General features: G+C 59.2%; 28 protein-coding genes and 1 riboswitch. Of the genes, 11 read left to right on the top strand and 17 right to left on the bottom strand.

The window, feature by feature from the left end; all coding sequences use genetic code 11:
- Positions 1 to 78: 78 nt before the first annotated feature.
- From AC1ROR_RS04395 to AC1ROR_RS04370, 6 genes are read right to left on the bottom strand one after another with little or no spacing between them, the layout of a single operon-like run.
- Positions 79 to 1,287: an aspartate transaminase gene (locus AC1ROR_RS04395; protein WP_498588683.1), complete on the bottom strand. Its 1,209-nt coding sequence runs from the start codon at positions 1,285 to 1,287 to the stop codon at positions 79 to 81.
- A 36-nt stretch (positions 1,288 to 1,323) separates the two neighbouring features.
- Positions 1,324 to 2,067: a branched-chain amino acid ABC transporter ATP-binding protein gene (locus AC1ROR_RS04390; protein ID WP_498588682.1), complete on the bottom strand. Its 744-nt coding sequence runs from the start codon at positions 2,065 to 2,067 to the stop codon at positions 1,324 to 1,326.
- Complete coding sequence (locus AC1ROR_RS04385) at positions 2,057 to 2,830, bottom strand: ABC transporter ATP-binding protein (RefSeq protein ID WP_035217348.1); 774 nt, start codon at positions 2,828 to 2,830, stop codon at positions 2,057 to 2,059. The genes AC1ROR_RS04390 and AC1ROR_RS04385 overlap by 11 nt, the downstream gene beginning before the upstream one ends.
- Entirely contained in the window at positions 2,827 to 3,813 is a 987-nt protein-coding gene (locus AC1ROR_RS04380; RefSeq protein WP_498588681.1) for a branched-chain amino acid ABC transporter permease, read from the bottom strand. The genes AC1ROR_RS04385 and AC1ROR_RS04380 overlap by 4 nt, the downstream gene beginning before the upstream one ends.
- 42 nt (positions 3,814 to 3,855) lie before the next feature.
- Positions 3,856 to 4,728, bottom strand: coding sequence for a branched-chain amino acid ABC transporter permease (locus AC1ROR_RS04375; RefSeq protein ID WP_035217353.1), 873 nt, complete (start codon positions 4,726 to 4,728; stop codon positions 3,856 to 3,858).
- A gap of 21 nt (positions 4,729 to 4,749) precedes the next feature.
- Entirely contained in the window at positions 4,750 to 5,940 is a 1,191-nt protein-coding gene (locus AC1ROR_RS04370) for an ABC transporter substrate-binding protein (RefSeq protein ID WP_498588680.1), read from the bottom strand.
- Positions 5,941 to 6,237: 297 nt separating this feature from the next.
- Between AC1ROR_RS04370 and AC1ROR_RS04365 the strand changes: the two genes are divergently transcribed.
- Together AC1ROR_RS04365 and AC1ROR_RS04360 are read left to right on the top strand one after the other, a co-directional pair.
- On the top strand, positions 6,238 to 6,378 hold the full coding sequence (locus tag AC1ROR_RS04365; RefSeq protein ID WP_080853169.1) for a DUF1127 domain-containing protein: 141 nt from the start codon (positions 6,238 to 6,240) through the stop codon (positions 6,376 to 6,378).
- Positions 6,379 to 6,526: 148 nt separating this feature from the next.
- Complete coding sequence (locus tag AC1ROR_RS04360) at positions 6,527 to 6,964, top strand: GNAT family N-acetyltransferase (RefSeq protein ID WP_142171913.1); 438 nt, start codon at positions 6,527 to 6,529, stop codon at positions 6,962 to 6,964.
- Between the two features lie 42 nt (positions 6,965 to 7,006).
- On the opposite strand, the gene AC1ROR_RS04355 is transcribed toward AC1ROR_RS04360, so the two are convergent.
- Complete coding sequence (locus AC1ROR_RS04355) at positions 7,007 to 7,657, bottom strand: glutathione S-transferase family protein (protein WP_498588679.1); 651 nt, start codon at positions 7,655 to 7,657, stop codon at positions 7,007 to 7,009.
- A 475-nt stretch (positions 7,658 to 8,132) separates the two neighbouring features.
- On the opposite strand from AC1ROR_RS04355, the gene AC1ROR_RS04350 reads away from it, so the two are divergent.
- The gene (locus AC1ROR_RS04350) at positions 8,133 to 8,789 is read left to right on the top strand and encodes a peroxiredoxin (RefSeq protein WP_035217366.1); all 657 of its coding nucleotides are present in this window, start codon (positions 8,133 to 8,135) and stop codon (positions 8,787 to 8,789) included.
- Between the two features lie 66 nt (positions 8,790 to 8,855).
- Here the strand turns inward: AC1ROR_RS04350 and AC1ROR_RS04345 are convergent, their stop codons facing one another.
- Together AC1ROR_RS04345 and AC1ROR_RS04340 are read right to left on the bottom strand one after the other, a co-directional pair.
- Positions 8,856 to 9,659, bottom strand: a complete 804-nt coding sequence (locus AC1ROR_RS04345; RefSeq protein ID WP_498588678.1) for a hypothetical protein — start codon at positions 9,657 to 9,659, stop codon at positions 8,856 to 8,858.
- Between the two features lie 31 nt (positions 9,660 to 9,690).
- On the bottom strand, positions 9,691 to 10,143 hold the full coding sequence (locus tag AC1ROR_RS04340) for a DUF5680 domain-containing protein (protein ID WP_498588677.1): 453 nt from the start codon (positions 10,141 to 10,143) through the stop codon (positions 9,691 to 9,693).
- Positions 10,144 to 10,309: 166 nt separating this feature from the next.
- On the opposite strand from AC1ROR_RS04340, the gene AC1ROR_RS04335 reads away from it, so the two are divergent.
- From AC1ROR_RS04335 to fghA, 3 genes are read left to right on the top strand one after another with little or no spacing between them, the layout of a single operon-like run.
- Entirely contained in the window at positions 10,310 to 10,765 is a 456-nt protein-coding gene (locus AC1ROR_RS04335) for a YaiI/YqxD family protein (protein WP_003502698.1), read from the top strand.
- A gap of 25 nt (positions 10,766 to 10,790) precedes the next feature.
- A complete protein-coding gene (locus tag AC1ROR_RS04330) occupies positions 10,791 to 11,450 on the top strand; it encodes a DUF1345 domain-containing protein (RefSeq protein WP_448739950.1) in 660 nt (219 codons plus the stop codon).
- Positions 11,451 to 11,478: 28 nt separating this feature from the next.
- Positions 11,479 to 12,312 (top strand): S-formylglutathione hydrolase, encoded by an 834-nt coding sequence (gene fghA / locus AC1ROR_RS04325; protein ID WP_142845492.1) that lies wholly within the window; start codon positions 11,479 to 11,481, stop codon positions 12,310 to 12,312.
- Between the two features lie 60 nt (positions 12,313 to 12,372).
- On the opposite strand, the gene AC1ROR_RS04320 is transcribed toward fghA, so the two are convergent.
- The 6 genes from AC1ROR_RS04320 to crcB all read right to left on the bottom strand — a co-directional run bounded on the left by AC1ROR_RS04320 (position 12,373) and on the right by crcB (position 16,490).
- On the bottom strand, positions 12,373 to 12,762 hold the full coding sequence (locus AC1ROR_RS04320; RefSeq protein WP_498588676.1) for a RidA family protein: 390 nt from the start codon (positions 12,760 to 12,762) through the stop codon (positions 12,373 to 12,375).
- A gap of 246 nt (positions 12,763 to 13,008) precedes the next feature.
- A complete protein-coding gene (locus AC1ROR_RS04315) occupies positions 13,009 to 13,497 on the bottom strand; it encodes a hypothetical protein (protein ID WP_498588675.1) in 489 nt (162 codons plus the stop codon).
- A gap of 60 nt (positions 13,498 to 13,557) precedes the next feature.
- Positions 13,558 to 14,352: an ATP12 family chaperone protein gene (locus tag AC1ROR_RS04310; RefSeq protein WP_498588674.1), complete on the bottom strand. Its 795-nt coding sequence runs from the start codon at positions 14,350 to 14,352 to the stop codon at positions 13,558 to 13,560.
- Positions 14,353 to 14,381: 29 nt separating this feature from the next.
- A complete protein-coding gene (locus tag AC1ROR_RS04305; protein ID WP_498588673.1) occupies positions 14,382 to 15,050 on the bottom strand; it encodes an HAD family hydrolase in 669 nt (222 codons plus the stop codon).
- Positions 15,051 to 15,056: 6 nt separating this feature from the next.
- Positions 15,057 to 16,046, bottom strand: a complete 990-nt coding sequence (locus AC1ROR_RS04300) for an RluA family pseudouridine synthase (protein ID WP_035217394.1) — start codon at positions 16,044 to 16,046, stop codon at positions 15,057 to 15,059.
- Between the two features lie 66 nt (positions 16,047 to 16,112).
- Positions 16,113 to 16,490 carry a fluoride efflux transporter CrcB gene (gene crcB / locus AC1ROR_RS04295; RefSeq protein WP_035217397.1) on the bottom strand — a complete coding sequence of 126 codons (378 nt, stop codon included), beginning with the start codon at positions 16,488 to 16,490 and terminating at the stop codon, positions 16,113 to 16,115.
- Between the two features lie 202 nt (positions 16,491 to 16,692).
- Between crcB and AC1ROR_RS04290 the strand changes: the two genes are divergently transcribed.
- Positions 16,693 to 16,989, top strand: coding sequence for a hypothetical protein (locus AC1ROR_RS04290; RefSeq protein WP_498588672.1), 297 nt, complete (start codon positions 16,693 to 16,695; stop codon positions 16,987 to 16,989).
- Positions 16,990 to 17,237: 248 nt separating this feature from the next.
- On the opposite strand, the gene AC1ROR_RS04285 is transcribed toward AC1ROR_RS04290, so the two are convergent.
- Both AC1ROR_RS04285 and AC1ROR_RS04280 read right to left on the bottom strand, forming a co-directional pair.
- On the bottom strand, positions 17,238 to 18,209 hold the full coding sequence (locus AC1ROR_RS04285; RefSeq protein WP_498588671.1) for a copper chaperone PCu(A)C domain-containing protein: 972 nt from the start codon (positions 18,207 to 18,209) through the stop codon (positions 17,238 to 17,240).
- Positions 18,210 to 18,297: 88 nt separating this feature from the next.
- Entirely contained in the window at positions 18,298 to 18,678 is a 381-nt protein-coding gene (locus tag AC1ROR_RS04280) for a hypothetical protein (protein WP_498588670.1), read from the bottom strand.
- 173 nt (positions 18,679 to 18,851) lie between these two features.
- Here AC1ROR_RS04280 and AC1ROR_RS04275 point away from each other — a divergent pair, with 173 nt between their 5' ends.
- The 4 genes from AC1ROR_RS04275 to gcvP all read left to right on the top strand — a co-directional run bounded on the left by AC1ROR_RS04275 (position 18,852) and on the right by gcvP (position 23,798).
- Positions 18,852 to 19,037 (top strand): DUF3008 family protein, encoded by a 186-nt coding sequence (locus AC1ROR_RS04275; protein ID WP_035217408.1) that lies wholly within the window; start codon positions 18,852 to 18,854, stop codon positions 19,035 to 19,037.
- A 124-nt stretch (positions 19,038 to 19,161) separates the two neighbouring features.
- Positions 19,162 to 19,249: riboswitch (glycine riboswitch) on the top strand.
- Between the two features lie 154 nt (positions 19,250 to 19,403).
- Positions 19,404 to 20,543, top strand: coding sequence for a glycine cleavage system aminomethyltransferase GcvT (gcvT, locus tag AC1ROR_RS04270; protein WP_498588669.1), 1,140 nt, complete (start codon positions 19,404 to 19,406; stop codon positions 20,541 to 20,543).
- Between the two features lie 28 nt (positions 20,544 to 20,571).
- On the top strand, positions 20,572 to 20,934 hold the full coding sequence (gcvH, locus tag AC1ROR_RS04265; RefSeq protein WP_003502678.1) for a glycine cleavage system protein GcvH: 363 nt from the start codon (positions 20,572 to 20,574) through the stop codon (positions 20,932 to 20,934).
- Positions 20,934 to 23,798: an aminomethyl-transferring glycine dehydrogenase gene (gene gcvP / locus AC1ROR_RS04260; protein WP_498588668.1), complete on the top strand. Its 2,865-nt coding sequence runs from the start codon at positions 20,934 to 20,936 to the stop codon at positions 23,796 to 23,798. The genes gcvH and gcvP overlap by 1 nt, the downstream gene beginning before the upstream one ends.
- Positions 23,799 to 23,826: the final 28 nt, after the last annotated feature.

Genomic DNA, 23,826 nt, shown 5'->3' with positions numbered 1-23,826 from the left:
CTCAAGGCCGGAATGACGGAAGGTGAAAAGCTGTACAAACCGTTGTAAAGGGGAGCCTGTTTACGGTTGCGATTTGCCCTACCTTAGCGCCGCCACCGCCCGTTCGATGCGGTCACATGCATCCTCCAGCACCTCCATGGAGGTGGCGAAGGAAATGCGGAAATAGGGCGAAAGCCCGTAGGCAGCGCCCTGAAGAGCCGCCACGCCGACGCTGTCGAGGAGATAGAGGACGAAATCGAGATCGTTTTCGATCACCTTGCCATCCGCCGTCGTCTTGCCGACCACCCCGGCGCAGCTTGGATAGAGGTAGAAAGCCCCATCCGGAACCATGCAGGAAAGGCCGGGGATCGCGTTCAGGCGCGATGAGGCGTAGTCACGCCGCTGTTTATAGACCGCAACGCTTTCCGTCACGAATGTCTGGTCGCCGGAAAGCGCATGGGCGGCGGCGGCCTGGCTGACGGAAGACGGGCAGGATGACATTTGCGATTGCAACTTGTTGATGGCGGCGACGAGTGCTGCTGGCCCTGCCCCGTAACCGATCCGCCATCCCGTCATGGCATAGGATTTTGAAACGCCGTTGGTCAGCAGCACGCGGTCCTTCAATTCCGGAACGACGGCAACGAGGGTTTTCATCGGCTCGTTTCTGAACCAGACCTGATCGTATATATCGTCGGAGAGGACCATTACATGCGGATGGCGCAGCAATACGTCGCCCAGCGCCTTCAGTTCCGCTTCGCTATAGGCGGCACCCGTCGGGTTCGAAGGGGCGTTGAGGATCAGCCACAGCGTCTTCGGGGTGATCGCCGCTTCCAGCGCTTCGGCCGTCAGTTTGAACCCTGTTTCCTCCGGGCATGCGACGATGACGGGCGTGCCGTCATTGGCGATGACCATATCGGGATAAGATACCCAGTAGGGAGCCGGGATGATGACTTCCGCACCGTTTTCCACGCTGGCCATCAGCGCCAGAAACAGGATCTGCTTGGCGCCGCCGCCGACGCAGATTTCGCTATCGCCATAGGTGATGCCGAGACGCTTCTGGAAGTCGCCGATGATTGCCTTGCGCAGCGCCGGCGTGCCGTTGACAGCGGTATATTTGGTCTCTCCCCGATCGATGGCGGCATGCGCTGCCGCCTTGACGGCTTCCGGCGTATCGAAATCCGGCTCGCCCACCGTCAGGTCAGCGATATCGCGGCCGGCGGCCTTCAATTCGCGGGCGCGGGCCGCCGCCGCCGTGCTTGGCGAAACCCTAATTTTCGACACGCGTGATGCTGGCACGAAAGTGCTCATGGTCTTTCCTCGTCTCAATCTAAAGCTTTGGACCAGTCAGTGCGCGGCTTCGAGTTCGCCGCGCATCTTTCCGGTCAGGAACAATTCGCCAAGTTCGTCATGGGTGATTTCCGCCGGCGTGCCGTCCCAGATCACCTTGCCGAGACGGAGGACGACGGCGCGCTGCGCCACCTCCATGGCCTTTTTGGTGTTCTGCTCGACCAGCAGGATGGTCATGCCATTTGCATGAAGGCGCAGGAGTTCGTCGAATACGATGCCGATTGCGGCCGGCGACAGGCCGACCGAGGGCTCATCCACCAGCAGCACCTTCGGCCGCTGCAAAACCGCCATCGCCACTTCGAGCAATTGCTGCTCGCCGCCCGACATATTGCCTGCGAGCGTCGAGCGCCGCGTCTTCAGGATCGGGAAAAGATCGTAGACGTAATCCCGGTCCGCCTTCACCTTTACATCGCGGATGATATAGGCGGCCATTTGCAGGTTTTCATCGACGGTCATGACCGGGAAGTTGCAACGGCCCTGCGGCACGAAGGATATGCCCTCGCCCAGAATGGCGCGCGACGACAATCCGGCGATATTCCTGCCGCGCCAGTCGATGCCGCCTTCCTTGATGGTGGTCATGCCATAGAGCGTCTTGAGTAGGGTGGATTTTCCCGCACCGTTCGGCCCCATGAGGGCAACGAATTGGCCGGCCGGCACATCCAGATCGACGCCGTTCAGGATATCGAGATTGCCGTAACCCGCGCGCAGGCCCTTGATGGAAAGATTGCTGTCAGCCGCCAAGATAGGCCTCCCTCACACGCTGGTCCTTGATGATGTCATGCGGCAGTCCCTCGACCAGTTTCGTTCCCTGATCGAGCACGACCACGCGCTGGCAGATGCTGGTGACGACATCGATATTATGTTCGATGACGAGGAAGCTCACGCCGAGCGATTTATTCGCATATTGGATCGTCTCCACCACGCGCTCGATGATCTTCGGGTTGATGCCCGCCATCGGCTCGTCGAGCAGGATAAGCTTCGGCTCCGGCATCAGCATGGAGGCGAACTGGATGAGTTTCTGCTGACCACCGGACAGATTGCCGGCGGGCTGGTGGCGAACGTCCCACAGCCCCGCCATCTTGATCAGCTCGCGCGCCCGCTCTCTCAACCCGGCCACGCGGCGGCGCGACATGCCGCCAAGGCCGAATGTCGACAGGAGCGAGGGAAAGGTGAACATCTGGCCGGCGATGACGAGGTTCTCCTCCACATCGAGCGCCTTGAAGGTGACTGTCTTCTGGAACGATCGCAGCATGCGGCCTTCACGGGCGATGCGGTTGAGCGACCAGCCGGTGATGTCCTGCCCGTCAAGGATCACCTTGCCGGTGTCCGGCCGGGCAAGCCCGGTGCTGCAATCGAAGAAGGTGGACTTTCCCGAGCCGTTAGGCCCTATCAGTCCGGCGATTTCGCCGCGATTGATGTGCATGCTGACATCGTTGACCGCCTTCACCGCGCCATAGGACTTGCTGAGGTTCTTTATCTCGAGGATGGGAAGATGAGCCGTCATTTCGAGCCTCCGATCGCGTTCCAGAAGCGATTGATCAGGGGAGCAAAGCCTTTTTTGAACCAGAAGACGAGAATGAGAAGGCAGAAGCCGTAGGCAATCATCCGCACTTCAGGAGCGACGCGCAGCGCCTCCGTCAGTCCGACGAAGAGCAGGCTGCCGAACACGGTTCCCGAAATCATGCCAGCACCGCCGCCAAGAACGATGATCAGCATCGTCGTGGAATAATACATCTGGAAGGTCAGCGGGCTGACCACCGTGAGGTAATGGGCATAGAGGCTGCCCCCCACCCCGGCAAAGACGGCGCTCAGCATGAAAACGATCAGCTTGTAGCGCCAGGTCGGAACGCCGAGGGATTCCGCCAGCGTTTCGTTTTCGCGAATGGCGACCATGTTGCGACCCGCCGGCGAGCGGACGATTGCCCATGCGGCAAGCGTTCCCAGCACGCAGATGGCCAGAGCCAGATAATAGAAACTGGTGGTTCCACTGACCGTGAAGGAGAGCGGGCCAAGCTCGAAATAGGGTTTCGGGATGCCGGAGAGGCCCATGTCGCCGCGGGTCAGCGAAATCCAGTTCTTGGCAATTGCCTGGCCGATGATGACGAAACCGAGCGTACACATGACGAAGGACGTTGAACGCAGACGCAGCGCCGGAATGCCGAGCGGCAGGGCAATCGCGCCGGTAACGAGGCCGGAGGCGATGAGGTTCACGTAAAACGGCGTCTCGAAATGCACGGCCAGCAGGCCCGCAGTATAGGCCCCGATGCCGAAGAATGCCGCCTGCGCTAGTGATAGCAGACCGGTATAGCCGACGAGCAGATTGAGCCCGTGGGCCGGCAGCATGAAGATGAGCGCGATGATCAGCGAGTGGGTAACGTAACGCGTGCCGATGAAGGGCGCGGCCAGCGCGACGACGATCAGGACTGCGGCGAGCGGAATGCGCAGATCGCGGCGGCGTGTCTGGGGAACGGTGTCTGTGAGAGACATGTCTAGTCCTCAAAATTCGAGTAAATTCGGCGGGCGCGGCTTCTAGAAGCGCGCCTGCGTCGAAAACAGGCCGTGCGGACGCCACATCAGCATCAGGATCAGCGTTGCGAAGCCCACCGTGTCGCGGAATTGCAGCCCGACATAGGTGGCGACGAGGCTTTCGGCGATGCCGAGGATCATGGCCGCGAAGAAGGTTCCCCGCACGTTGCCAAGGCCGCCCATGATGATGATCGGCAGGGTCTTGAAGGTGATGAGCTCCCCCATACCGCCATAGACGCTGACATTGACCGGCGCGGTGAGAACACCCGAAAGTGCTGCAAGCGCGGCGCCGAGGATGAAGGTGCGCAACACGACCTGCGAGACATCGATGCCAACCACACCGCAACATTCGACATTCTGCGAGACCGCCCGCATCGCCATGCCGAGACGGCTATAGGTCACCATCAGTTCCAGACCGACGAAGACGATGAGGCAGACGACCAGAATGAGCACGCGCTGCTGCGCCAGCGTGAAGCCGAGAATGGAAATCGGCTCGATATAACCGCCGGCGAAGAACTTATAGCCGCCGCCGAAGACGAAAATGATCGTGTTCTGCAGGATCAGCGCGATGCCGAGGGTGGCGAGAACGCCGGACTCCGCCGGCGCTCCCACCATTCTGCGCATCACCAGCTGGCCGACCACATAGGCCACGACCACGGTGGAAAGAACGCCGACGACGATCGAAGCCTCATAGGAAAGGCCGAGATAGTCGATGGCGAACCACGCCCCGAAGGTTCCGAGCATGTAATATTCGCCATGAGCGAAGTTGATGGCTCTCAGCACCCCGAAAATCATGGTCATGCCGACGGCGACGATCGCGTAGACGGAACCGGTGACGATCCCGTTTACGACTTGCTCGAGAATTGTCGAGAACATGGCTGTACCCCTCCCGGTCTATCAGTTCGCAGGGTACTGGATTTCCGCCGTATAAGCGCCCTTGATGCTGGGCTTGCCGTTCTCGATCTGGAGAAGGATCATCGGAAGGCGCGCCTGATTGTGATCGTCGAAGGTCACTTCGCCGACCGGGCTCTTGTACTTGATCTTGGAGAGCGCTTCGCGGACCGCATTGCGATCAGCGCTGCCGGCTTGCCTGATCGCCTGGGCGAGCAGGTTGACGGTATCCCAATGCACATAGGCGTGATTGTTCGGCGCTTCCTTGTATGTGTCGGTGAATTTCTCGACGAAGGCCTTGCTGGCCGGACTATCGAACTGCGGCAGCCAGGCGGCGGCTTCCACGGCGCCTTCCATGGCTTTCGGCGCGGATTTGATCGTCTTTTCGGTGTTGAATTCACCATTGCCGATCAGCACGACCTTGCCGGCAAGGCCGAGTTCCAGCATCTGGCGGGCAACAATGGGCGTGGTATCGGCGAGACCGTACATGATGATTGCCTGCGCGCCGTTATCACGGATCTTTGCCAGCACACTGCGGAAGTCGACCTCGCCCTCCTTGTAATAATCCTCGCTGAGAATTTCGCCCTTAAAGTCCGGCAGGTATTTCTTGGTGAAGGTGATGGCGGAGCGGCCGTAGTCGCTATCGACCGAAAGGACGGCGAACTTCGTGAAACCACGCTGTTCGGCGGCGTATTTCGCCACGACGAGCGCACGGTTCTCATCCGTCGGATAATTGCGGAATGTCCATTTGAAACCGCCGACGCCCGCCTGATAGGTGATCTTCGGGTTGGAAGACGCGGCGTTCAGCAGCAGAACCTCGGCGTCTTCGGCGACAGGCTGCATCGCAAGCGTCACGGAGCTGGAGACGTCGCCGATGACGAAATCCACCTCGTCCTGATCGATCAGGCGGCGGGTGGCCGAAACGCCTTCGACCGGCGTGCCCTGGCTATCGGCATTGAAAAGTTCGATCTGCTGGCCGTTGATACCGCCGGCCGCGTTGATGTCCTTTACCGCGAGTTCCGCGCCGTGCATGGAGAAGGCGCCGTAGCGCGCATTCGGGCCGCTCATCGGCGCGACGAGGCCGAGCCTTATCGTCTCTGCCGCATAAGCGGTGGCGGAGAGCGCCGGCGACAGGCTCAGGATCGGAGCGACCGCTGCGGAAACCAGTAGAAGTCTGCGAGTAATACCGTTTTTCATGTTCCCACTCCTTTTCGGATTATCTGTTCCGGCTTTGGCCGGGCGAGCTTTTGCCGCTTTTGCGGTTCTTGTCGATTAACGTCATGCTAATCTTTCAGGCAGAGTAGGTTCATCGCCGGATATTTTGCCAACACAAGTCCTTTCTGCCGCTATAGCGTTTCCTTATGCCGGCAGTTGTTCCCCCCTATCCAGACGTCGGGTTTCGATTTTTGCATGTCTTCCATGCAGGCAAATGCCTGTATTTTTCGCGTCAGAATGGGCATATTTTATGCAATCTCATCACTGGAAACCATGAAAATGAAACTTCACGAAACCGTTCGAAACTATTTCCGCAACCGTCGCGCCGTGGCCGAACTGAGCGCGCTCGATGACAGAAGCCTTTCCGACATCGGCGTCAGCCGCTCGCATATCCGTTCCGCCGTGGAAGGTCGCCGCTAACAGGCAGAAATGGCCGCCTTCACGGGCGTCTGCGCGCAGCACGATCTTCAGGCGCTGAAAATTGCGCCTCAGAATCGGTAAAGCTCCTGTAGAACTCTTCTCCACATATTGGGCGGCGCTTTCAAAGCGCGGCCAAGAGGAGAGTCGAATGAACCACCCCGATTATTCCCCCGACTATTCCATTGTCGCGAAAACCCCGTCTGTCGAGGACTATCTGCGCCTTCGCGCCGTGGCGGGGCTAAGCCCCTTTTCACGGGAGGCGGCGGAGAGGGGTTTGCGGGGCACGATCTTCTCCGTGCTGGTTCTGCATGCAGGTTCCGCCATCGGCATGGGCCGGCTGATCGGCGATGGCGGCTGCTTTTTTCAGGTCGTGGACATTGCCGTCGATCCCGCCCATCAGGGTCGGGGCTTGGGCAAGGCGGTCATGGAGGCGCTGATGAGCCATGTGAAGAGCGAGCTTCCGGCTTCGGCCTATGTCAGCCTGATCGCCGATGTGCCGGCAAACAGGCTATACGAAAAATTCGGCTTCAGGGAGACCGCGCCGAGGTCGCTCGGAATGGCCTATCGCGTCAGCACCTCGGCTTGACCGCTGGCGGTCTGCAGCGAGGGTCTCTCCGGTCGATGCGGTTCAGCCGTTCGATGCGGCTTTGAAAATCGCCAACTGATCGGCAAATGCGCGTTTATAAGCGGGACGCGCCTCGCCCCGGGCGACATAGGCCGCGAGATTCGCGTATTCATCGAGAATTCCCGAACTCTTTATCCGCTGCAGCACCGATATCATCAACAGATCACCGGCGCTGAATGCGCCGTCGAGCCACTCGGCCTTCCCCAGTCGACTGGACAATTCGCCGAGCCGCTTGCGAATACGTTCATCGACGATCTGCAGGCGCTCGCCGTGCCAGCTTTTGTCCCTTTCAAGAAAGCCGGTGACAAAATGCTCGACAATGGGCGGTTCCATGGTGCTGAGCGCAGCGAACATCCACATGATCGCGCGCGCCCGCGCATTCGCATCCTCTGGCAACAGGCCGGCATGGCCTTCGGCTATATGGAATATGATCGCACCGGATTCGAACAGGACGAGATCGCCCTCCTCATAGGTCGGGATCTGCCCGAAGGGTTGAAGCGCCAGATGCGCCGGTTCCCGCATCGCCTTGAAGGAAAGGAGGCGAACGTCATAGGGCTGGCCTACTTCTTCGAGGGCCCAGCGGACACGCATGTCGCGGGCGAGACCTTTGCCGCCATCGGGCGAGCGTTCAAAAGCGGTAATGGTGATTGTCATTGCTGTTCTCCATCACTCCCCATCCCCGGAATGCTGTCGCCTGACGTCGCGTCACACTATGCGCTGGGATGAGCGAAAACAACGTCGTCGTATTTTCGGCATATCCTAGGCGGCGGTGCGCTTTCGACGGGATACCCATCCATCAGAAGGTTAACGATGCCCAGCACCCAGACCGTGGCTGGAATGCGTGCCCGACCCGTCGCGGAAACAGGCGCAGAAGAAGTCGTCATGATGCCCCCCCGATCGTCTCTGGAATAATCATGTCCTCCTGAAACAATCAACCGGGCGGATATCGTGCAACCGCGACAAACGAGGAAAATCGGGGTCATCAAATCTCTGTGGGGCTGAAGCAAATACCGCCGAAGCCCGATGAAAGGGCTGGCCATTTCACGCAAAAACTCTAAGCTCCGGCGCCGGACACGGATTGCCGAGAACCATCAGTTTTCAGTTCAAATCATTAGGGAGAAAACATCAGATGAGCCTGCGTATCAACGACATAGCACCCGACTTCACCGCCGAGACCACCCATGGTCCGGTGAGCTTCCATGACTGGATCGGCGACGGCTGGGCGGTCCTGTTTTCGCATCCGAAGAACTTCACGCCAGTCTGCACGACGGAACTCGGCGCGATGGGCGGCCTGCAGCCGGAGTTCGAAAAGCGTGGCGTCAAGATCATCGGTATTTCGGTCGATCCGGTCGAAAGCCATGAAAAATGGAAGAACGATATTCGCACCGCGACCGGTTTCAATGTCGATTATCCGCTGATCGGCGACAAGGACCTGAAGGTCGCCAAGCTTTACGACATGCTGCCCGCCGGCGCTGGCGACAGTTCCGAAGGCCGCACGCCTGCCGATAACGCCACCGTGCGCTCCGTCTTCGTCATCGGTCCAGACAAGAAGATCAAGCTGGTCCTCACCTACCCCATGACCACCGGCCGCAATTTCGAGGAAATTCTTCGCGCGATCGATTCCATCCAGCTCACCTCCAAACATCAGGTGGCGACACCGGCCAACTGGAAGCAGGGCGAGGATGTCATCATCACGGCCGCCGTCTCCAACGAGGATGCGATCGCCCGTTTCGGTTCCTACGACACGGTTCTTCCCTATCTGCGCAAGACCAAGCAGCCCGGCTGATTTGAAACCTGAGATGGGGCGGTGAAACATCATCGTCCCATTCTCCCTTAGGTATGACAGCAGGCTCTAGCCGGCGTCCTGCCTGACGACGCGCAGCATGGGCCGGGCATCGAGTTCGGCGGGCGTAAAACGCGCAAGAAGGTCGAAAGATGTTATGGCTTCGCCGGCAGCGAAGCGTCGCCCGTTGACGACGAGATGCCCGAGGCCGAATAGCGTGAGAAGCGCTTCCGTCGCATCTCCGGCCGGGGTCTCGAAAAGCAGATTCGTCTGGCCGAAATGTTCCAGACCCGTTGTCCAGGCCCTGATCTTTTCCCCCTCCTCCATCACGAAGGTTCCGAAGGCCAGCATCGTTGCCATTTGCTGCGGTTGGTCCAGATGGCTGTTTGCATAATTCAGATAGTCATCGAGATTGGCGTGGCCGACGATCATGTCGAGATAATGCAATGCAACGGCCTGCATGGGAGCGACCTGATGAATGCCGAGCAGGGCTGAGGCAATCTCGTTATGGGCGATTTCAGGATCGTCCTCATCCGCCATGATGAGGAATCTGAACTCGCACTGATGTTTCGCGCGGCTGAAATCGTCATATGCCGCCTTGGCGTCAACGCAAAAGGTCTTTGACCAGTCAACCCCGGCCTCTGCGACTGCCGGATATTGGGCCGGCGCAACCGGTGCCACTGCGACCGGCTCGGGAGTGCCGACAAAGACCCTGGTCGAACCGCGCAGGCCGTCAAACACGCCCTTTTCGCTCAGCCGCTCACATTCATATCCCTCCTCGCCCCACGCTTCTGTCAGCGTTGAATCAGAGATCGTGGGTTCGCTGTCGAAATAGAGTGTCGCCTTGAAAAATAGAGTGTCGCCATTTGCCATTACAAATCCCGTCAATGGCATTTTCTGTGCGTTATGGCTTTATGATCCCGCCATGATAGTCAAGCCGGTACGTTTCGACATGGCCCCGGTAAATGCGCTCGATGCCGGTGAAGGACCGGAATTCGCCTTCATTCGTATCGACATAGACCAGATTTTCCACCGGGTTGGTGAAACCGCCAAGGAACCGGCCCTCCCGATAGAGCGTGGAAAGCGACCGCTGAATGACCATGCCAGCCGTGGCGCCATCGATCATGTCTGGCCGGAGGATGCGGCCGTAATAACTCATCGCCCACACCGCCGTCCCCTCATGCCAGACGACCTCCTGGCCGATGAAATCGGTTCCCCCGAAATAGCTGTCGATATAGTGCCAGTCGCCGCTCTGATAACCGAGATCGTGCGATCCCTTGCGCGTGGGCGTAGCGGATTTGTTGCCGCCGCCGACATAAGTGGCGGACTTGGCCTGCACGATGAACTCTTCCAGCATGGGAAACCTTTCGGGATAAGAACATAAAGTGAACATAGGCGATTTTTGGGGTGGTCGCAAGTGCGGTCCCTGCCCGGCATCGAACCCGCATTTCAGCAATGGCGGGGTTGGTAATCGCGGCGTTTGCGCTTAGAAGCGTGGCAGGAATTATCCGAAAAGAGTGTCCATGCCGCAAAACCCGCAAATCTATGTCGATGCCGATGCCTGCCCCGTGAAGCCGGAGATTCTCAAGGTGGCGGAGCGGCATGGGCTGGAAGTGACCTTTGTTGCCAATTCCGGTCTGCGCCCGTCCCGCGATCCCATGGTGAAAAACGTCATCGTATCCGCCGGTTTCGACGCGGCGGATGACTGGATCGCCGATCATGCCGGTGAGAACGATATCGTCATCACCGCCGATGTGCCGCTGGCCGGGCGCTGCGTCGCCAAGGGTGCGTTGGTGACCGGGCCGACGGGTCGCGTTTTTGACCAGTCGAATATCGGGATGGCGACGGCGATGCGCGATCTTGGCGCGCATCTGCGTGAAACCGGTGAAAGCAAAGGATATAATGCGGCTTTTTCACCGCGTGACCGCTCCGCCTTTCTGGAGACGCTTGACCGCTTCTGCCGCCGTGTCAAAAAATGACGGCGCCAACAGAAAGGTGCCGCCCATGACCCCGGCCAATATGAAAAGCAACAGCTATCGCCGCCATCAACCTTTCGTCATTGCTTTTTTGGTCGGTGCCGTGAGCCTTGGCCTGGCGCTGGTTTTTGCGCCGCCACTGGCGATCGAGATCGCGGCCGTTCTGTTTTTCCTGACCTATCTCACCCTGATTGCCTTTCGCCTGTCGGGCCTGACGGCGCAGCATCTGAAGGCCCATGCCGATAGCGACGATCTGCCTGCGGTCGCCATCATCGCCGTCACGCTGCTTGCCGTTGCCGTCGCGGTGGTATCGCTGTTTCAGGCCCTCAACCATACGGGCGAAACAGTCTGGGCGCTGCTCATCGCCTTCGCCTCGGTGATCTTCGGCTGGCTGACCATCCACACCATGACCGCCCTGCATTACGCCCATCTTTACTGGCGGCCCGCTATGGTGGACGGCAAACGCCAGCATCGGGGCGGCATGGATTTTCCGGGCACGAAGGAACCCTGCGGTTACGACTTTCTCTATTTTGCCGTGGTGATCGGCATGACGGCGCAGACGTCGGATGTGGGGATAACCACGACCGCCATGCGCAAGGTCACGCTGCTGCACTCCATCGTTTCTTTCTTCTTCAATACGGTTCTGGTGGCGGCGGCGGTCAATGCAGCCGTCTCGCTTGCGGGCTGAACCGGGAAATTTCACAAGGAATGGCTTCATGAACATTATTTCGCAAAATACGGCCTTTGGCGGCATGCAGGGCGTATTTTCGCACACATCGGAAACCCTGAAATCTGAGATGAGCTTTGCGGTTTATGTGCCGCCGAAGGCGATCCACGAGCCCTGCCCTGTCCTGTGGTATCTTTCCGGCCTCACCTGCACCCATGCCAATGTCATGGAAAAAGGCGAATATCGCCGCATGGCCTCCGAACTCGGGCTGATCGTCGTCTGCCCGGATACCAGCCCGCGTGGCAATGATGTGCCGGACGAGCTGACCAACTGGCAGATGGGTAAGGGCGCCGGATTTTATCTCGATGCCACAGAGGAGCCCTGGTCCGAGCACTACCGGATGTACAGCTATGTGACGGAAGAACTGCCTGCCCTCATCGGCCAGCATTTCCGTGCGGATATGAGCCGCCAGGGCATTTTCGGCCATTCGATGGGCGGCCATGGCGCGATGACCATTGCGCTCAAGAACCCCGAGCGTTTCAAGAGCTGCTCCGCCTTTGCACCGATCGTGGCTCCCTCTTCGGCCGACTGGTCCGAGCCGGCGCTGGAAAAATATCTCGGTGCGGATAAGGCCGCATGGCGTCAATACGACGCCTGTGCGCTGGTCGAGGACGGCGCGCGTTTTCCCGAGTTCCTGATCGATCAGGGCAAGGCCGATAGTTTTCTTGAAAAGGGCCTGCGCCCCTGGCTGTTCGAAGAAGCGGTCAAGGGCACGGATATCGGCCTGACGCTGCGCATGCATGAGCGCTACGACCACTCCTATTATTTCATTTCCACCTTCATGGATGACCATTTGAAGTGGCATGCGGAGCGGCTGGGATAAGGATGGAGAAGCAGGCCGGCGGCGCCCTGTAAGCGCGGCCGCTGCAGATTTAACCTGACATTACGGGATGCGGGCAATGACCTTGATCTCGAAATCGAAGCCGGCAAGCCAGTTGACGCCGACGGCCGTCCAGTTCGGGTAAGGCTTTTGGCTGAAAATCTCCTGCTTGACGGTCATGATCGTTCCGAACTGGTTTTCCGGATCCGTGTGGAACGTCGTCACATCCACAATATCATCGAAGGTGCAGCCCGCCGCCACAAGCGTGGCCTTGAGGTTTTCAAAGGCCAGCCGGACCTGACGTTCAAAATCGGGTTCAGGCGTTCCATCGGCACGGCTGCCGACCTGACCGGAAACGAAAAGAAGGTCACCGGATCGGATCGCTGCGGAATAGCCATGCTCCTCGTAAAGCGCATGCCTGTTAGCGGGGAAAATTGCTTCGCGTGCGGTCATTGTGCATCTCTCTTATGGCTGAGTGGTCATGGACGCGAAAAGCGTTGCTCTTTTTAAAAGATGCTTCGGACGCCCATTTACATACGTTACGTATGTCAAATAGTCACATACGCGCCGCATGTCAATTCCATATACGCGACGTATGCGAAATTAAGGGCACCGAAGATGCGCCTGATTGAAGCTTGAGATATTTTTGAAGCTGAAGTGCGGACGAATAGTCGTCACGCCCTCGCCTTTGTGTCCTGCTTATGGAAATAGAGCCGTCGCAAGCGTTGTCGGGCCGGGGCGGCTGAGCCTGAACTCGCGGATCACGCGTTCGGCGACGCCATAGGCAAGTTCCTGCTCTATCGACTGATTGTCGAAGCTGACGACGGTGGCGGTGAATTTGGCCTCTGCGATCACCTCTCCCGTCGCGACGGCGGCGGCGCGGACGATGACCCTGGCTGACGCCCTTTCACCGAAAAGAAAGGGACCGCGTGTGACGGATGCGAGGCGAATGGTCAGTACCACGCGTGGTCTGATTTCGCCGCGTGCCGTCGTCTTGATCGCATTCTGCACCTGCGCATGAATGGACTGCATCAGCGCCGGAGCGACATCCGGGCGTGCGGCGACGAATGCGCCGCGCACATCGTAAAGCAGCCGGTCGGTATTGGTCGCTTCCGGTTCCAGCCTGAAAGACATGAGCGTGAAACACGCCAGCACAAGAATGCCAAGGCGTTTCAGCGTGGTGATCATGATCAGCGGCTCCCCTAACGTGAGGTAACCGCATATTCGACCATCAGGGTTAGAAAAGCGTTAAGGCGCGCTCTTCAGGGACTCCAGAACATTGAGTGCGGCGCGCATATCGACAAGCCTGACGGCGCGGCGCTCCAGCGCCTCCTCGTCCTCGCCCCATTGCTCGGCCGTCCAGTCCTCGTCCAGATGGGCAAGCGCCCAGGCTTCCTCCAGCGTCAGCTCCGCTTCCGCCAGTGCAAGGGCCAAAATGGCGGAGCCGGTCAGCGACGTCATGGTGTGAAGAGCGGCAAGCGCAATCGGCGTATCGTATTTCTTCAGCGTTACCGCAAAGGCCGCGATGGCTTCGCGCGGCTGGTCCTGATGCATCACGCCTTCAACGAGAATGAAGCGCGCTCCCAGCACATTGGCCGCCCAGTCCAGAACTGGATCCCAATGGTCCGTCTGCCGCGCGACCAGCGCTTGCGGATCGCCGGCGCGATAGCAGAGGAGATCGGAAGAGGAAAAACGAAGTATGTCTTCAAAAACCGCCTGGGTATCGTTGGCAACGCCATCAATGGCCGTGTTCACATGCCGAGAGACGGGCATGACCACCGGATTGACCACTTCTTTCTGGGCATCCCATTCATCGCGAAGCAGTTCCGCCAGCGCACGTGTCGGGACGGTCAGCGGCTTCTTGGCGGGGGTGCGCAGCGGCTTGCCATCGAGAAGGATGGTAAAGCCGCCCTCTTCCGTCTCACCGACGGTGACATCCTTGTAGAACCGCTTCGGCAGAGGTTTCTGCATCTGGATCTGCGCGCGCAGGATCGGATCGGGATGGCTCAGGCCCTCCGAAAGGTCATTCAGGAGATCACGCATGGCACGTCCTCGTCAGTCGGATAAAAAGATTATTCAAGAATATCGGCCGGAACATAGGCCGATATTTCGCGCGGGTGGCTGACGACCGCATCGGCGCCCGCCTTCCAGAGATCGTCGACCGAGGCATACCCCCAGGCGACGCCGATTGCTTTCGCGCCCGCAGCCTTGGCCATCTGCATGTCGTAGATCGCATCGCCGATAACGACAGTGTCGGCCGGAACCATGCCGGTTTCATGGCAGCATTCCATCACCATGGCCGGATGCGGCTTGGAGGGGCAATCATCCGCCGTGCGCGACACGATGAAATGGTCGGCAAAGCCATGCGTTTCGAGAATATGGGTCAGCCCGCGACGACCTTTGCCGGTGACGGCGCCGATCAGGACATCGTCGCGTTTCGCCAACTCGTCGATCAGCGCCGCAACGCCATCGAAAAGCGGCTCGATCATTCCCGGGCGGGCGCGGACCGGATGATAGATTTCCTTATAGCGCTGCGTCATCGCCAGCGCCTCGTCATCCACATGCGGCTTGTCGAGCATGCGGGCGATGGCGATATCCAGCGTCAGGCCGATAATGGCCTTGGTCTGCGAGATATCCGGACGCGGTTTTCCGAAATCGGCGAATGTATCGGACATGACGGCATGGATGAGGCCGGCGCTATCCACCAGCGTGCCGTCGCAATCGAAAAGAACGAGTTTCATGGGCTGTCAGCCTTCCCTGTCGCCATCGGCCACGTCGAGGCCGAGCAGGTTCCAGGTCTGGACCATATGCGGCGGCAGGGGTGCGCTGACCCGAAGCCGGCCGCCATTCGGATGCGGAATGTCGATATGGCGCGCGTGGAGATGCAGGCGTTTCTGGATGCCGCCCGGAAAATCCCAGTTTGGATCATCGATGTAATATTTGGGATCGCCGATGATCGGGTGTCCCATATGCAGTGCATGGACGCGAAGCTGGTGGGTGCGGCCGGTATAGGGTTCCATTTCCAGCCAGGCAAGGTTCTGCGCGGCGGTATCGATGACACGGTAATAGGAAATGGCGTGGTCGGCCCCCTCCTCGCCATGCTTGGCGATGCGCATGCGGTCACCATCGGCCGTCTGTTCCTTGACGAGCCAGGTGGAAATCTTGTCCTGATGCTTGCGCGGCACGCCCTTGACCAGCGCCCAATAGGTCTTCTTGGTATCGCGCTCGCGGAAGGCGGCGGTCAGTTTCTGGGCAGCGCCACGGGTGCGGGCGACGACCAGCACGCCAGACGTATCGCGGTCGAGGCGGTGGACCAGACGCGGCTTTTCGCCCTTCTGGTTGGTCCATGCTTCGAGGAGCCCGTCAATATGACGGTTGACGCCGGAACCGCCCTGCACGGCAATGCCGGCCGGCTTGTTGAAAACAAAAACCTTGTCGTCCTCATGCAGCAGCATACGGGCCAGAAGCTCGGTATCTTCCGAATGCTTGAGGTCCCTTGATCCGATCGGGCCGCTCTTGACCTTGAGGTCGGAATCGACCGGCGGTACGCGAACCATCTGCCCCGGCTGCACCCTCGCATCGGTTTTTACACGGCCGCCATCCACGCGCACCTGTCCGGAGCGCAGCAGCTTCTGCAATTGCCCGAAACCTAGGCCCGGATAGTGAATCTTGAACCAGCGATCGAGCCGCATACCGGCCTCGTCGGCCTCGACCTTGATATGCTCGATACCTGCCATGAAATTTCCAGTCTCTCTGTCTTGATCGCACGCCCATATCTCTGGCGCGCCGTTTGAACCAAGCCTTTAGAACAAACTGCGGCCCAAGGCCAGCCCGGCAAAAACCGCAGCGATGGAAACCACAAGACTTGCAATGACGTAAACGGCTGAAAGACCGAGTGCGCCGCGCTCAAACAGTGCAACCGCATCGAGCGAGAAGGACGAAAAGGTGGTGAATCCGCCGAGCACGCCGGTAACGAGAAACAGGCGCATTTCCATCGAGGCGTTCAGCCGGCGCGCCACAAGCTCGACCAGTAAACCGATCAGGAAGGACCCAACCACGTTGACGGCCAATGTTCCCCAGGGAAAATTCGGACCAGCCAATCGCATGCTCCAGACACCGACCAGATAACGAAACACGGAACCGATTGCGCCGCCTGTGGCGACAAGGGCGATATTGATCATGGGGATTATGTCTCCGGAGGAAATTGCCGGACGATCTGTCCGAGGCATTTCTAGACCATGGCAATCCCGCGCGAAAGTCCACTACCCCGCGCTTTCGTCCATTAAAATACGATTAAATTGCAGGTCCGCGATTTAGCCTTCCAACAAGACGGCGGTGTTAGTCTCCTGTTTTTACGGGTCGGCGAAGATGGCCGGAGGTTGGATGACACAGGTTCTTTCCGTTTCAGCAAATACGGCCGCCTATGCACTGGAGGCGGTGAAGCCGTCGCCGCGCGTGCCGCGCAGGAGCGAGGTCGAAGAGGCCATTCATGAACTGGCGCGCAAGGCGGAAAACGGAGACGACTTTCAACTCAGAGCCCTGATGACGGCCATCAAGCCGCCCGCACTTACCCTTTATTTCCTGACCAATGCCAGCCAGCGTCACGAACCGCAGACAACGCTCGATCAGGCCGTGGAGGCCTATGAGGAAAACAACTCTCCTTCAGATCATAAAAAATAAATTTATATCAAATAGATGTGTTAATATTCTAATTTTACAGTTTAGGTTTGGCCGATTTAAATTCGGCCTTCCCATTCAGGCTGATGTCAGGCTGATTTTCTAGATATCACCCATCGAATGCCGGAAAAATCACGGAGGCGATGGCCATCACGCCTTTTCCGTCACGGCGCTGAAAGCAAGGAAATAACCGAAAAAGCTTGCGGCTACCGGACATGTCACGCGTTCCGGTAGCCGTTTTTTTTCAGCCATCAATTATGCTGGTGTTCGTCACCCTTGGCCGAGCCTGCGGACAGCACGATTTCGACCTTGCCGGCTTTTTCGAAGATCAGCGTCACCGGCACCTTGTCACCTTCGGCAAAGGGCTTCTTCACGTTGAAGAACATCATGTGCAGGCCGCCCGACTTCAATTCCACCGTCTGGCCGGCGGGAATGACGATGCCGTCATCCAGCTTGCGCATTTTCATGACGTCGTTGACCATGGCCATTTCATGAATTTCAGCGCGACCAGCGGCGGCGGATTCGACGCCGATCAGCTTGTCATCGCTATCACCGGCATTCTTGATCGTCACATAACCGCCGCCGACGGGCTGGCCCGGCAGCATGGCCTTGGTCGTGGCGCCGGAAACCTCAAGGCTGCCAGCCTTCACTACATCCATATCCATGGCCATGGCGGAATGGTCATGCCCGCCGGCATGGGTCTTGGCAGTAACGCGGATGGCCGGGGCCGGGTTTTTCAGCGAATGCGGATCGACGCCCGCCGCTGCCACCTCGTCCCAGGAAACCTTGCCCTTGTCGCCGCAAAGCTGCGTGACCTTGAAGGGCAGGTCCTGCCCTGCCTCTATACCGGAGATTTTTCCCTGTATCGCAAAGGTGTCGTAGAACTCGTCCGGCAGGTTGCCGCCTTTCCAGCGAATCTCGACCGGGCCGCTTTTGATCTCCTGGCCGTGGTTCTTGTAGGCCTTCTGATAGTCGCCCTTGATGATTTCCAGTTCCCAGCCGGCCTTGGGCTGCGGCTTGGCGGAAATGAAACCTTCCGGCAGCTTGACCTGAACTTCGGTCGTGGCAAGACCGCCTTCGCAGCCATGCGGCACCTGAAGAGCGGCGACGACGGTGCTTTCCTGTTCGGCCGAAGCGTCAACGAAGCTGGTATGGGCAAATGCCTGGACGCTGGAGACCGAAGCGGCAAACAGGGTGCAGGTGATGATCCTGGTGGTTTTCATTGTGTCTTGTCCTTGCGACTGCGCCCCACGGGCAGTGCAGCCATTGCGTGCCGCCAGCCGGCGGCGATGATCCTGTGAAACGAAGAGATCAGGCGGACAGCAATGGCGGGCCGCGCGCAGCCTGTTTAAGGATCGTCAGGACCGAGCGGAAACTCCACTCCGCGGATAAACGATTGTCGAGCCAGGCGAATTCGGTCCTCAGCCAGCCGTCCGCATCGGGCACGGGCAGGAGAATGGACGAGGCCAGCAGGCAGGCCTCGCAAAACAGGATCGCATCGCTGGAATGGGTCGGACCGTCTTTGGCGTGCGAGGCATTCACCCCGCCGCCGTGGCCGAGGCAAATCTCTGCAAAGGTGCCATCCGGCAGCCGGTAACTCTCATCAAGCACGACTTGCGAGGCAGCGGCAAGTACGGGCTTGTGGGCAAAGCCGAGCGACAACATCAAGGTCGCGCAGAAAATGCGAAGCATTTTCTCCATCCCTGTCAGCCGTCGCTTTCGATTTGCGTCCATATTCTGGCGATACCTTTCTTTCTCACCGATTTCAAAGGGGAAATTTGCCGCAGCCCCAGGCTCTGAACCGGAACAATCGTCGGAGCGCGGCATTTTCCCTCCGATAAACTGTTGCGGAAGGAGTATCCGACATGCCGGCCAAATCGAAAGCCCAGCAGAAAGCGGCGGGCGCGGCGCTGGCCGCTAAACGCGGCGACATCAAGAAATCCAGTTTACAAGGTGCTTCAAAAAGCATGGAGAAGTCCATGACAGAAAAGGAACTTGATGAATTGGCATCGACAAAACGCAAGGGTTTGCCGGAGAAAAAATCCGACTGATATTGTCCGGCACTCAGGCTATTGACTGCATCTTACGCCGACGATGGCGCAGATGGAGCAAGAATCTGTTCAGATGCGTCATTTGGTCCTTGCCAATAACGGGTCTTCGAAGATAATGAGCGTCGCATCATCGTTGGGAGAAGCCGCTTCACTGCGGTGCCGAAGGAGCAACCGCCCCGGAAACTCTCAGGCAAAAGGACCAGCGGTGACGACGGAACTCTGGAGAGAAGCCACCTTTCATTAGGACGGCTCGCCGAAGGGATAACAATCTCAGGCGACAAGGACAGAGGGGGCTCTTGAACCCGGCGCGTTTTTAGCGTCATGACCTGAGCCCGCGCGATCTTTCGCGCAACCCTGGAGGCGTCCTTGGACGATACCGCCGAGCTTCAAATCACGCCGCTCAATTCCCTGCATCTATCGCTTGGCGCCCGCATGGTGCCTTTCGCCGGTTATGACATGCCGGTGCAATATCCGGCCGGTGTTCTGAAGGAACATCTTCAGACCCGCACCTCCGCCGGTCTGTTCGACGTGTCGCATATGGGTCAGGTGATCCTGAAGGCGAAGTCCGGCAGAAATGAAGATGCCGCACTCGCGCTGGAAAAGCTGGTGCCGGTGGATATTCTCGGCCTGAAGGAAGGCCGCCAACGTTACGGTTTCTTCACCGATGAAAATGGCGGCATTCTCGATGACCTGATGATCACCAATCGCGGCGATCACCTGTTTGTCGTCGTCAACGCTGCCTGCAAGGATGCCGACGTCGCCCATATGAAGGCGCATCTTTCAGACAGCTGCGAGATCACCCTTCTCGATGACCGGGCGCTCATCGCGCTTCAGGGACCGCGCGCTGAGGCCGTTCTGGCTGAACTCTGGGCCGGCGTCTCGGAAATGAAATTCATGGATGTGCAGGAAGTGCCGCTGCATGACGTGCCCTGCATCGTCTCCCGTTCCGGTTATTCCGGTGAAGACGGCTTTGAAATCTCCGTACCCGCCGACAAGGCCGAGGAGATTGCCAAAGCCCTGCTCGAACATCCCGATTGCGATCCGATCGGACTTGGTGCGCGTGACAGCCTGCGTCTGGAAGCTGGCCTTTGTCTTTATGGCAACGATATCGACACGACAACCTCCCCCATCGAAGCCTCGCTCGAATGGGCGATCCAGAAAGCGCGCCGCGCCGGTGGCGACCGCGAGGGCGGTTTTCCCGGCGCAGAGCGCATTCTCGGCGAACTGAAAGATGGCACATCGCGCCGCCGCGTCGGCCTGAAGCCGGAAGGCAAGGCGCCGGTGCGCGGCCATTCGAAGCTGTTTGCGGATGCCGAAGGCAAGACAGAGATCGGTGAAGTGACCTCGGGCGGTTTCGGTCCTTCGGTCGAAGGTCCCGTCGCCATGGGTTACGTGCCTGTTTCCCACGCTGCTCCCGGCACGGCTGTCTTTGCGGAAGTGCGCGGCAAATATCTGCCCGTCACCGTCGCCGCCCTGCCCTTCATCAAACCCACCTATAAACGATAATCTTCATCCCATCTCCGGAGAGAATACGATGCTGAAATTTACCGCAGAACACGAATGGCTGAAGTTCGAAGGCGATATCGCCACCGTTGGCATCACCAGCCACGCCGCTGAACAGCTTGGCGATCTCGTTTTCGTCGAATTGCCGGAAGTGGGCGCCACCTTCTCCAAGGATGGCGACGCGGCGACCGTTGAATCCGTCAAGGCGGCTTCCGACGTCTATTGTCCGCTGGATGGCGAAGTGGTGGAAATCAACCAGGCCATCGTCGACGATCCTTCGCTGGTCAATTCCGACCCGCAGGGCGCCGGCTGGTTCTTCAAGCTCAAGCTTTCCAACGCCGCAGATGCCGATACGCTGCTTGACGAGGCAGCCTACAAGGAGCTGATCGCGTAATGACGACGCCCACCGAATTCCATTTCACCGACTATCAGCCCTATGATTTCGCCAACCGGCGTCATATCGGGCCGTCGCCGTCGGAAATGGCCGAGATGCTGAAGGTCGTTGGCTATAAGAGCCTCGACGCCCTGATCGACGCCACCGTTCCCTCTTCCATCCGCCAGAAGGTGCCGCTGACCTGGGGTGCCGCGTTGACCGAACGCGAGGCGCTCGACCGTCTTCGTGAAACGGCCAACAAGAACCAGGTTCTGACCTCGCTGATCGGCCAGGGCTATTATGGCACCATCACGCCGCCGGTCATCCAGCGCAATATTCTGGAGAACCCGGCCTGGTATACGGCCTATACGCCCTACCAGCCGGAAATCAGCCAGGGCCGTCTTGAGGCGCTGCTGAACTACCAGACCATGGTCTGCGATCTGACCGGTCTCGATGTTGCCAACGCATCGCTGCTCGATGAAGCGACGGCGGCTGCCGAAGCCATGGCGATGTGCCAGCGCGTCGCGAAATCCAAGGCGACCGCCTTCTTCGTTGACGCCAATTGCCATCCGCAGACCATCGCGCTGATCGAGACCCGTGCGGCCCCGCTCGGCTGGAAGGTGATTGTCGGCAACCCCTTTACCGATCTCGATCCGGTCGATGTGTTCGGCGCGATCTTCCAGTATCCGGGCACGCATGGCCATGTCAGCGATTTCTCCGGTCTGATTTCCCGCCTGCACCAGACGGGCGCGATTGCCGCCGTCGCCGCCGATCTTCTGGCGCTGACGCTCCTGAAATCTCCCGGCGAAATGGGAGCCGACATCGCCATCGGTACCTCGCAGCGCTTCGGCGTTCCGGTTGGTTACGGCGGTCCGCATGCGGCCTACATGGCCGTCAAGGATGCGCATAAGCGTTCCATGCCCGGCCGTCTGGTCGGCGTTTCGGTCGATGCGCGCGGCAACCGCGCCTATCGCCTGTCGCTGCAGACCCGCGAGCAGCATATCCGCCGCGAAAAGGCGACGTCGAACATCTGCACCGCGCAGGTGCTGCTCGCCGTCATGGCCTCCATGTATGGCGTCTTCCATGGCCCGCAGGGTATCAAGGCCATTGCCCAGCAGACCCACCAGAAGGCGGTGCTGATGGCCAAGGGGCTGGAAAAGCTCGGCTACACCATCGAGCCGGAAACCTTCTTTGACACCATCACCGTTGAAGTCGGCCATATGCAGGGCGTCATCCTGCGTTCGGCCGTGGCGGAAGGCGTGAACCTGCGCAAGGTCGGCGCGACCAAGATCGGCATGAGCCTTGACGAGCGTACGCGCCCGGCAACGCTTGAGGCCGTCTGGCGTGCTTTCGGCGGCAATTTCTCGATCTCGGATTTTGAGCCGGAATATCGCCTGCCGAAGGAATTGCTGCGCACCAGCCAGTATATGACGCATCCGATCTTCCACATGAACCGTGCCGAAAGCGAGATGACCCGTTACATCCGCCGCCTTTCGGACCGCGATCTGGCGCTCGACCGCTCGATGATCCCGCTCGGTTCCTGCACCATGAAACTGAATGCGACAGCGGAAATGCTGCCGATCACCTGGCCGGAATTTTCCGACATCCACCCCTTCGTGCCGGCAGATCAGGCGCTCGGTTACAAGGAGATGATCGACGATCTCTCCGAAAAGCTGTGCTCGGTCACCGGTTACGACGCCTTCTCCATGCAGCCGAATTCCGGCGCGCAGGGGGAATATGCCGGACTTCTGACCATCCGCAACTATCACCTCGCCAATGGCGACACACATCGTGACGTCTGCCTCATTCCGACTTCCGCGCATGGCACCAACCCTGCCTCGGCGCAGATGGTCGGCATGAAGGTGGTGCCGGTGAAAGTGCGGGATAACGGCGACATCGATATCGATGATTTCCGAGCAAAAGCAGAGCAGTATATGGAAAACCTCTCGTGCTGCATGATCACTTACCCGTCCACCCACGGCGTGTTCGAGGAGACGGTTCGCGAGATCTGCGAGATCACCCACAAGCATGGTGGACAGGTCTATCTCGACGGCGCCAACATGAACGCCATGGTCGGCCTTGCCCGTCCCGGCGATATCGGTTCCGACGTTTCGCATCTCAACCTGCACAAGACCTTCTGCATTCCGCATGGCGGCGGTGGCCCCGGTATGGGTCCGATCGGTGTCAAGGCGCATCTTGCTCCTTACCTTCCCGGCCATCCGGCGACGGACGGCCGTGAGGGTGCGGTGTCTGCTGCCCCGTTTGGTTCGCCGTCGATCCTGCCGATTTCCTGGAGCTATTGCCTGATGATGGGCGGCGAAGGGCTGACGCAGGCGACCAAGGTGGCGATCCTCAATGCCAATTACATCGCCGAACGGCTGAAGGGCGCTTATGACGTGCTCTACAAGTCCGAAACGGGACGTGTGGCGCATGAATGCATCATCGATACCCGCCCGCTGGCTGACAGCTGCGGCGTGACGGTGGACGATGTCGCAAAACGCCTCATCGACTGCGGTTTCCATGCGCCGACCATGAGCTGGCCGGTTGCCGGCACGCTGATGATCGAGCCGACGGAATCCGAAACCAAGGCGGAAATCGACCGTTTCTGCGATGCCATGCTGGCGATCCGTGAGGAAGCCCGCGACATCGAGGAAGGTCGTGCGGACAAGACCAACAACCCGCTGAAGAACGCGCCGCATACGGTGGAAGACCTCGTCGGCGAATGGGATCGTCCCTATAGCCGCGAAAAGGGCTGCTTCCCGCCTGGCGCCTTCCGCATCGACAAATACTGGTCGCCGGTCAACCGCATCGACAATGTCTATGGCGACCGCAACCTCATCTGCACCTGCCCGCCGATGGAGGCTTATGCCGAAGCCGCCGAATAAGGCACTCGTTTCGAATAATAAAAAGGCC

Source organism: Agrobacterium sp. GW821-FHT14E08, assembly GCF_058803865.1.
Note: the sequence above shows the minus strand (reverse complement) of the source record. Positions and strands in the feature narration are given on the sequence as shown.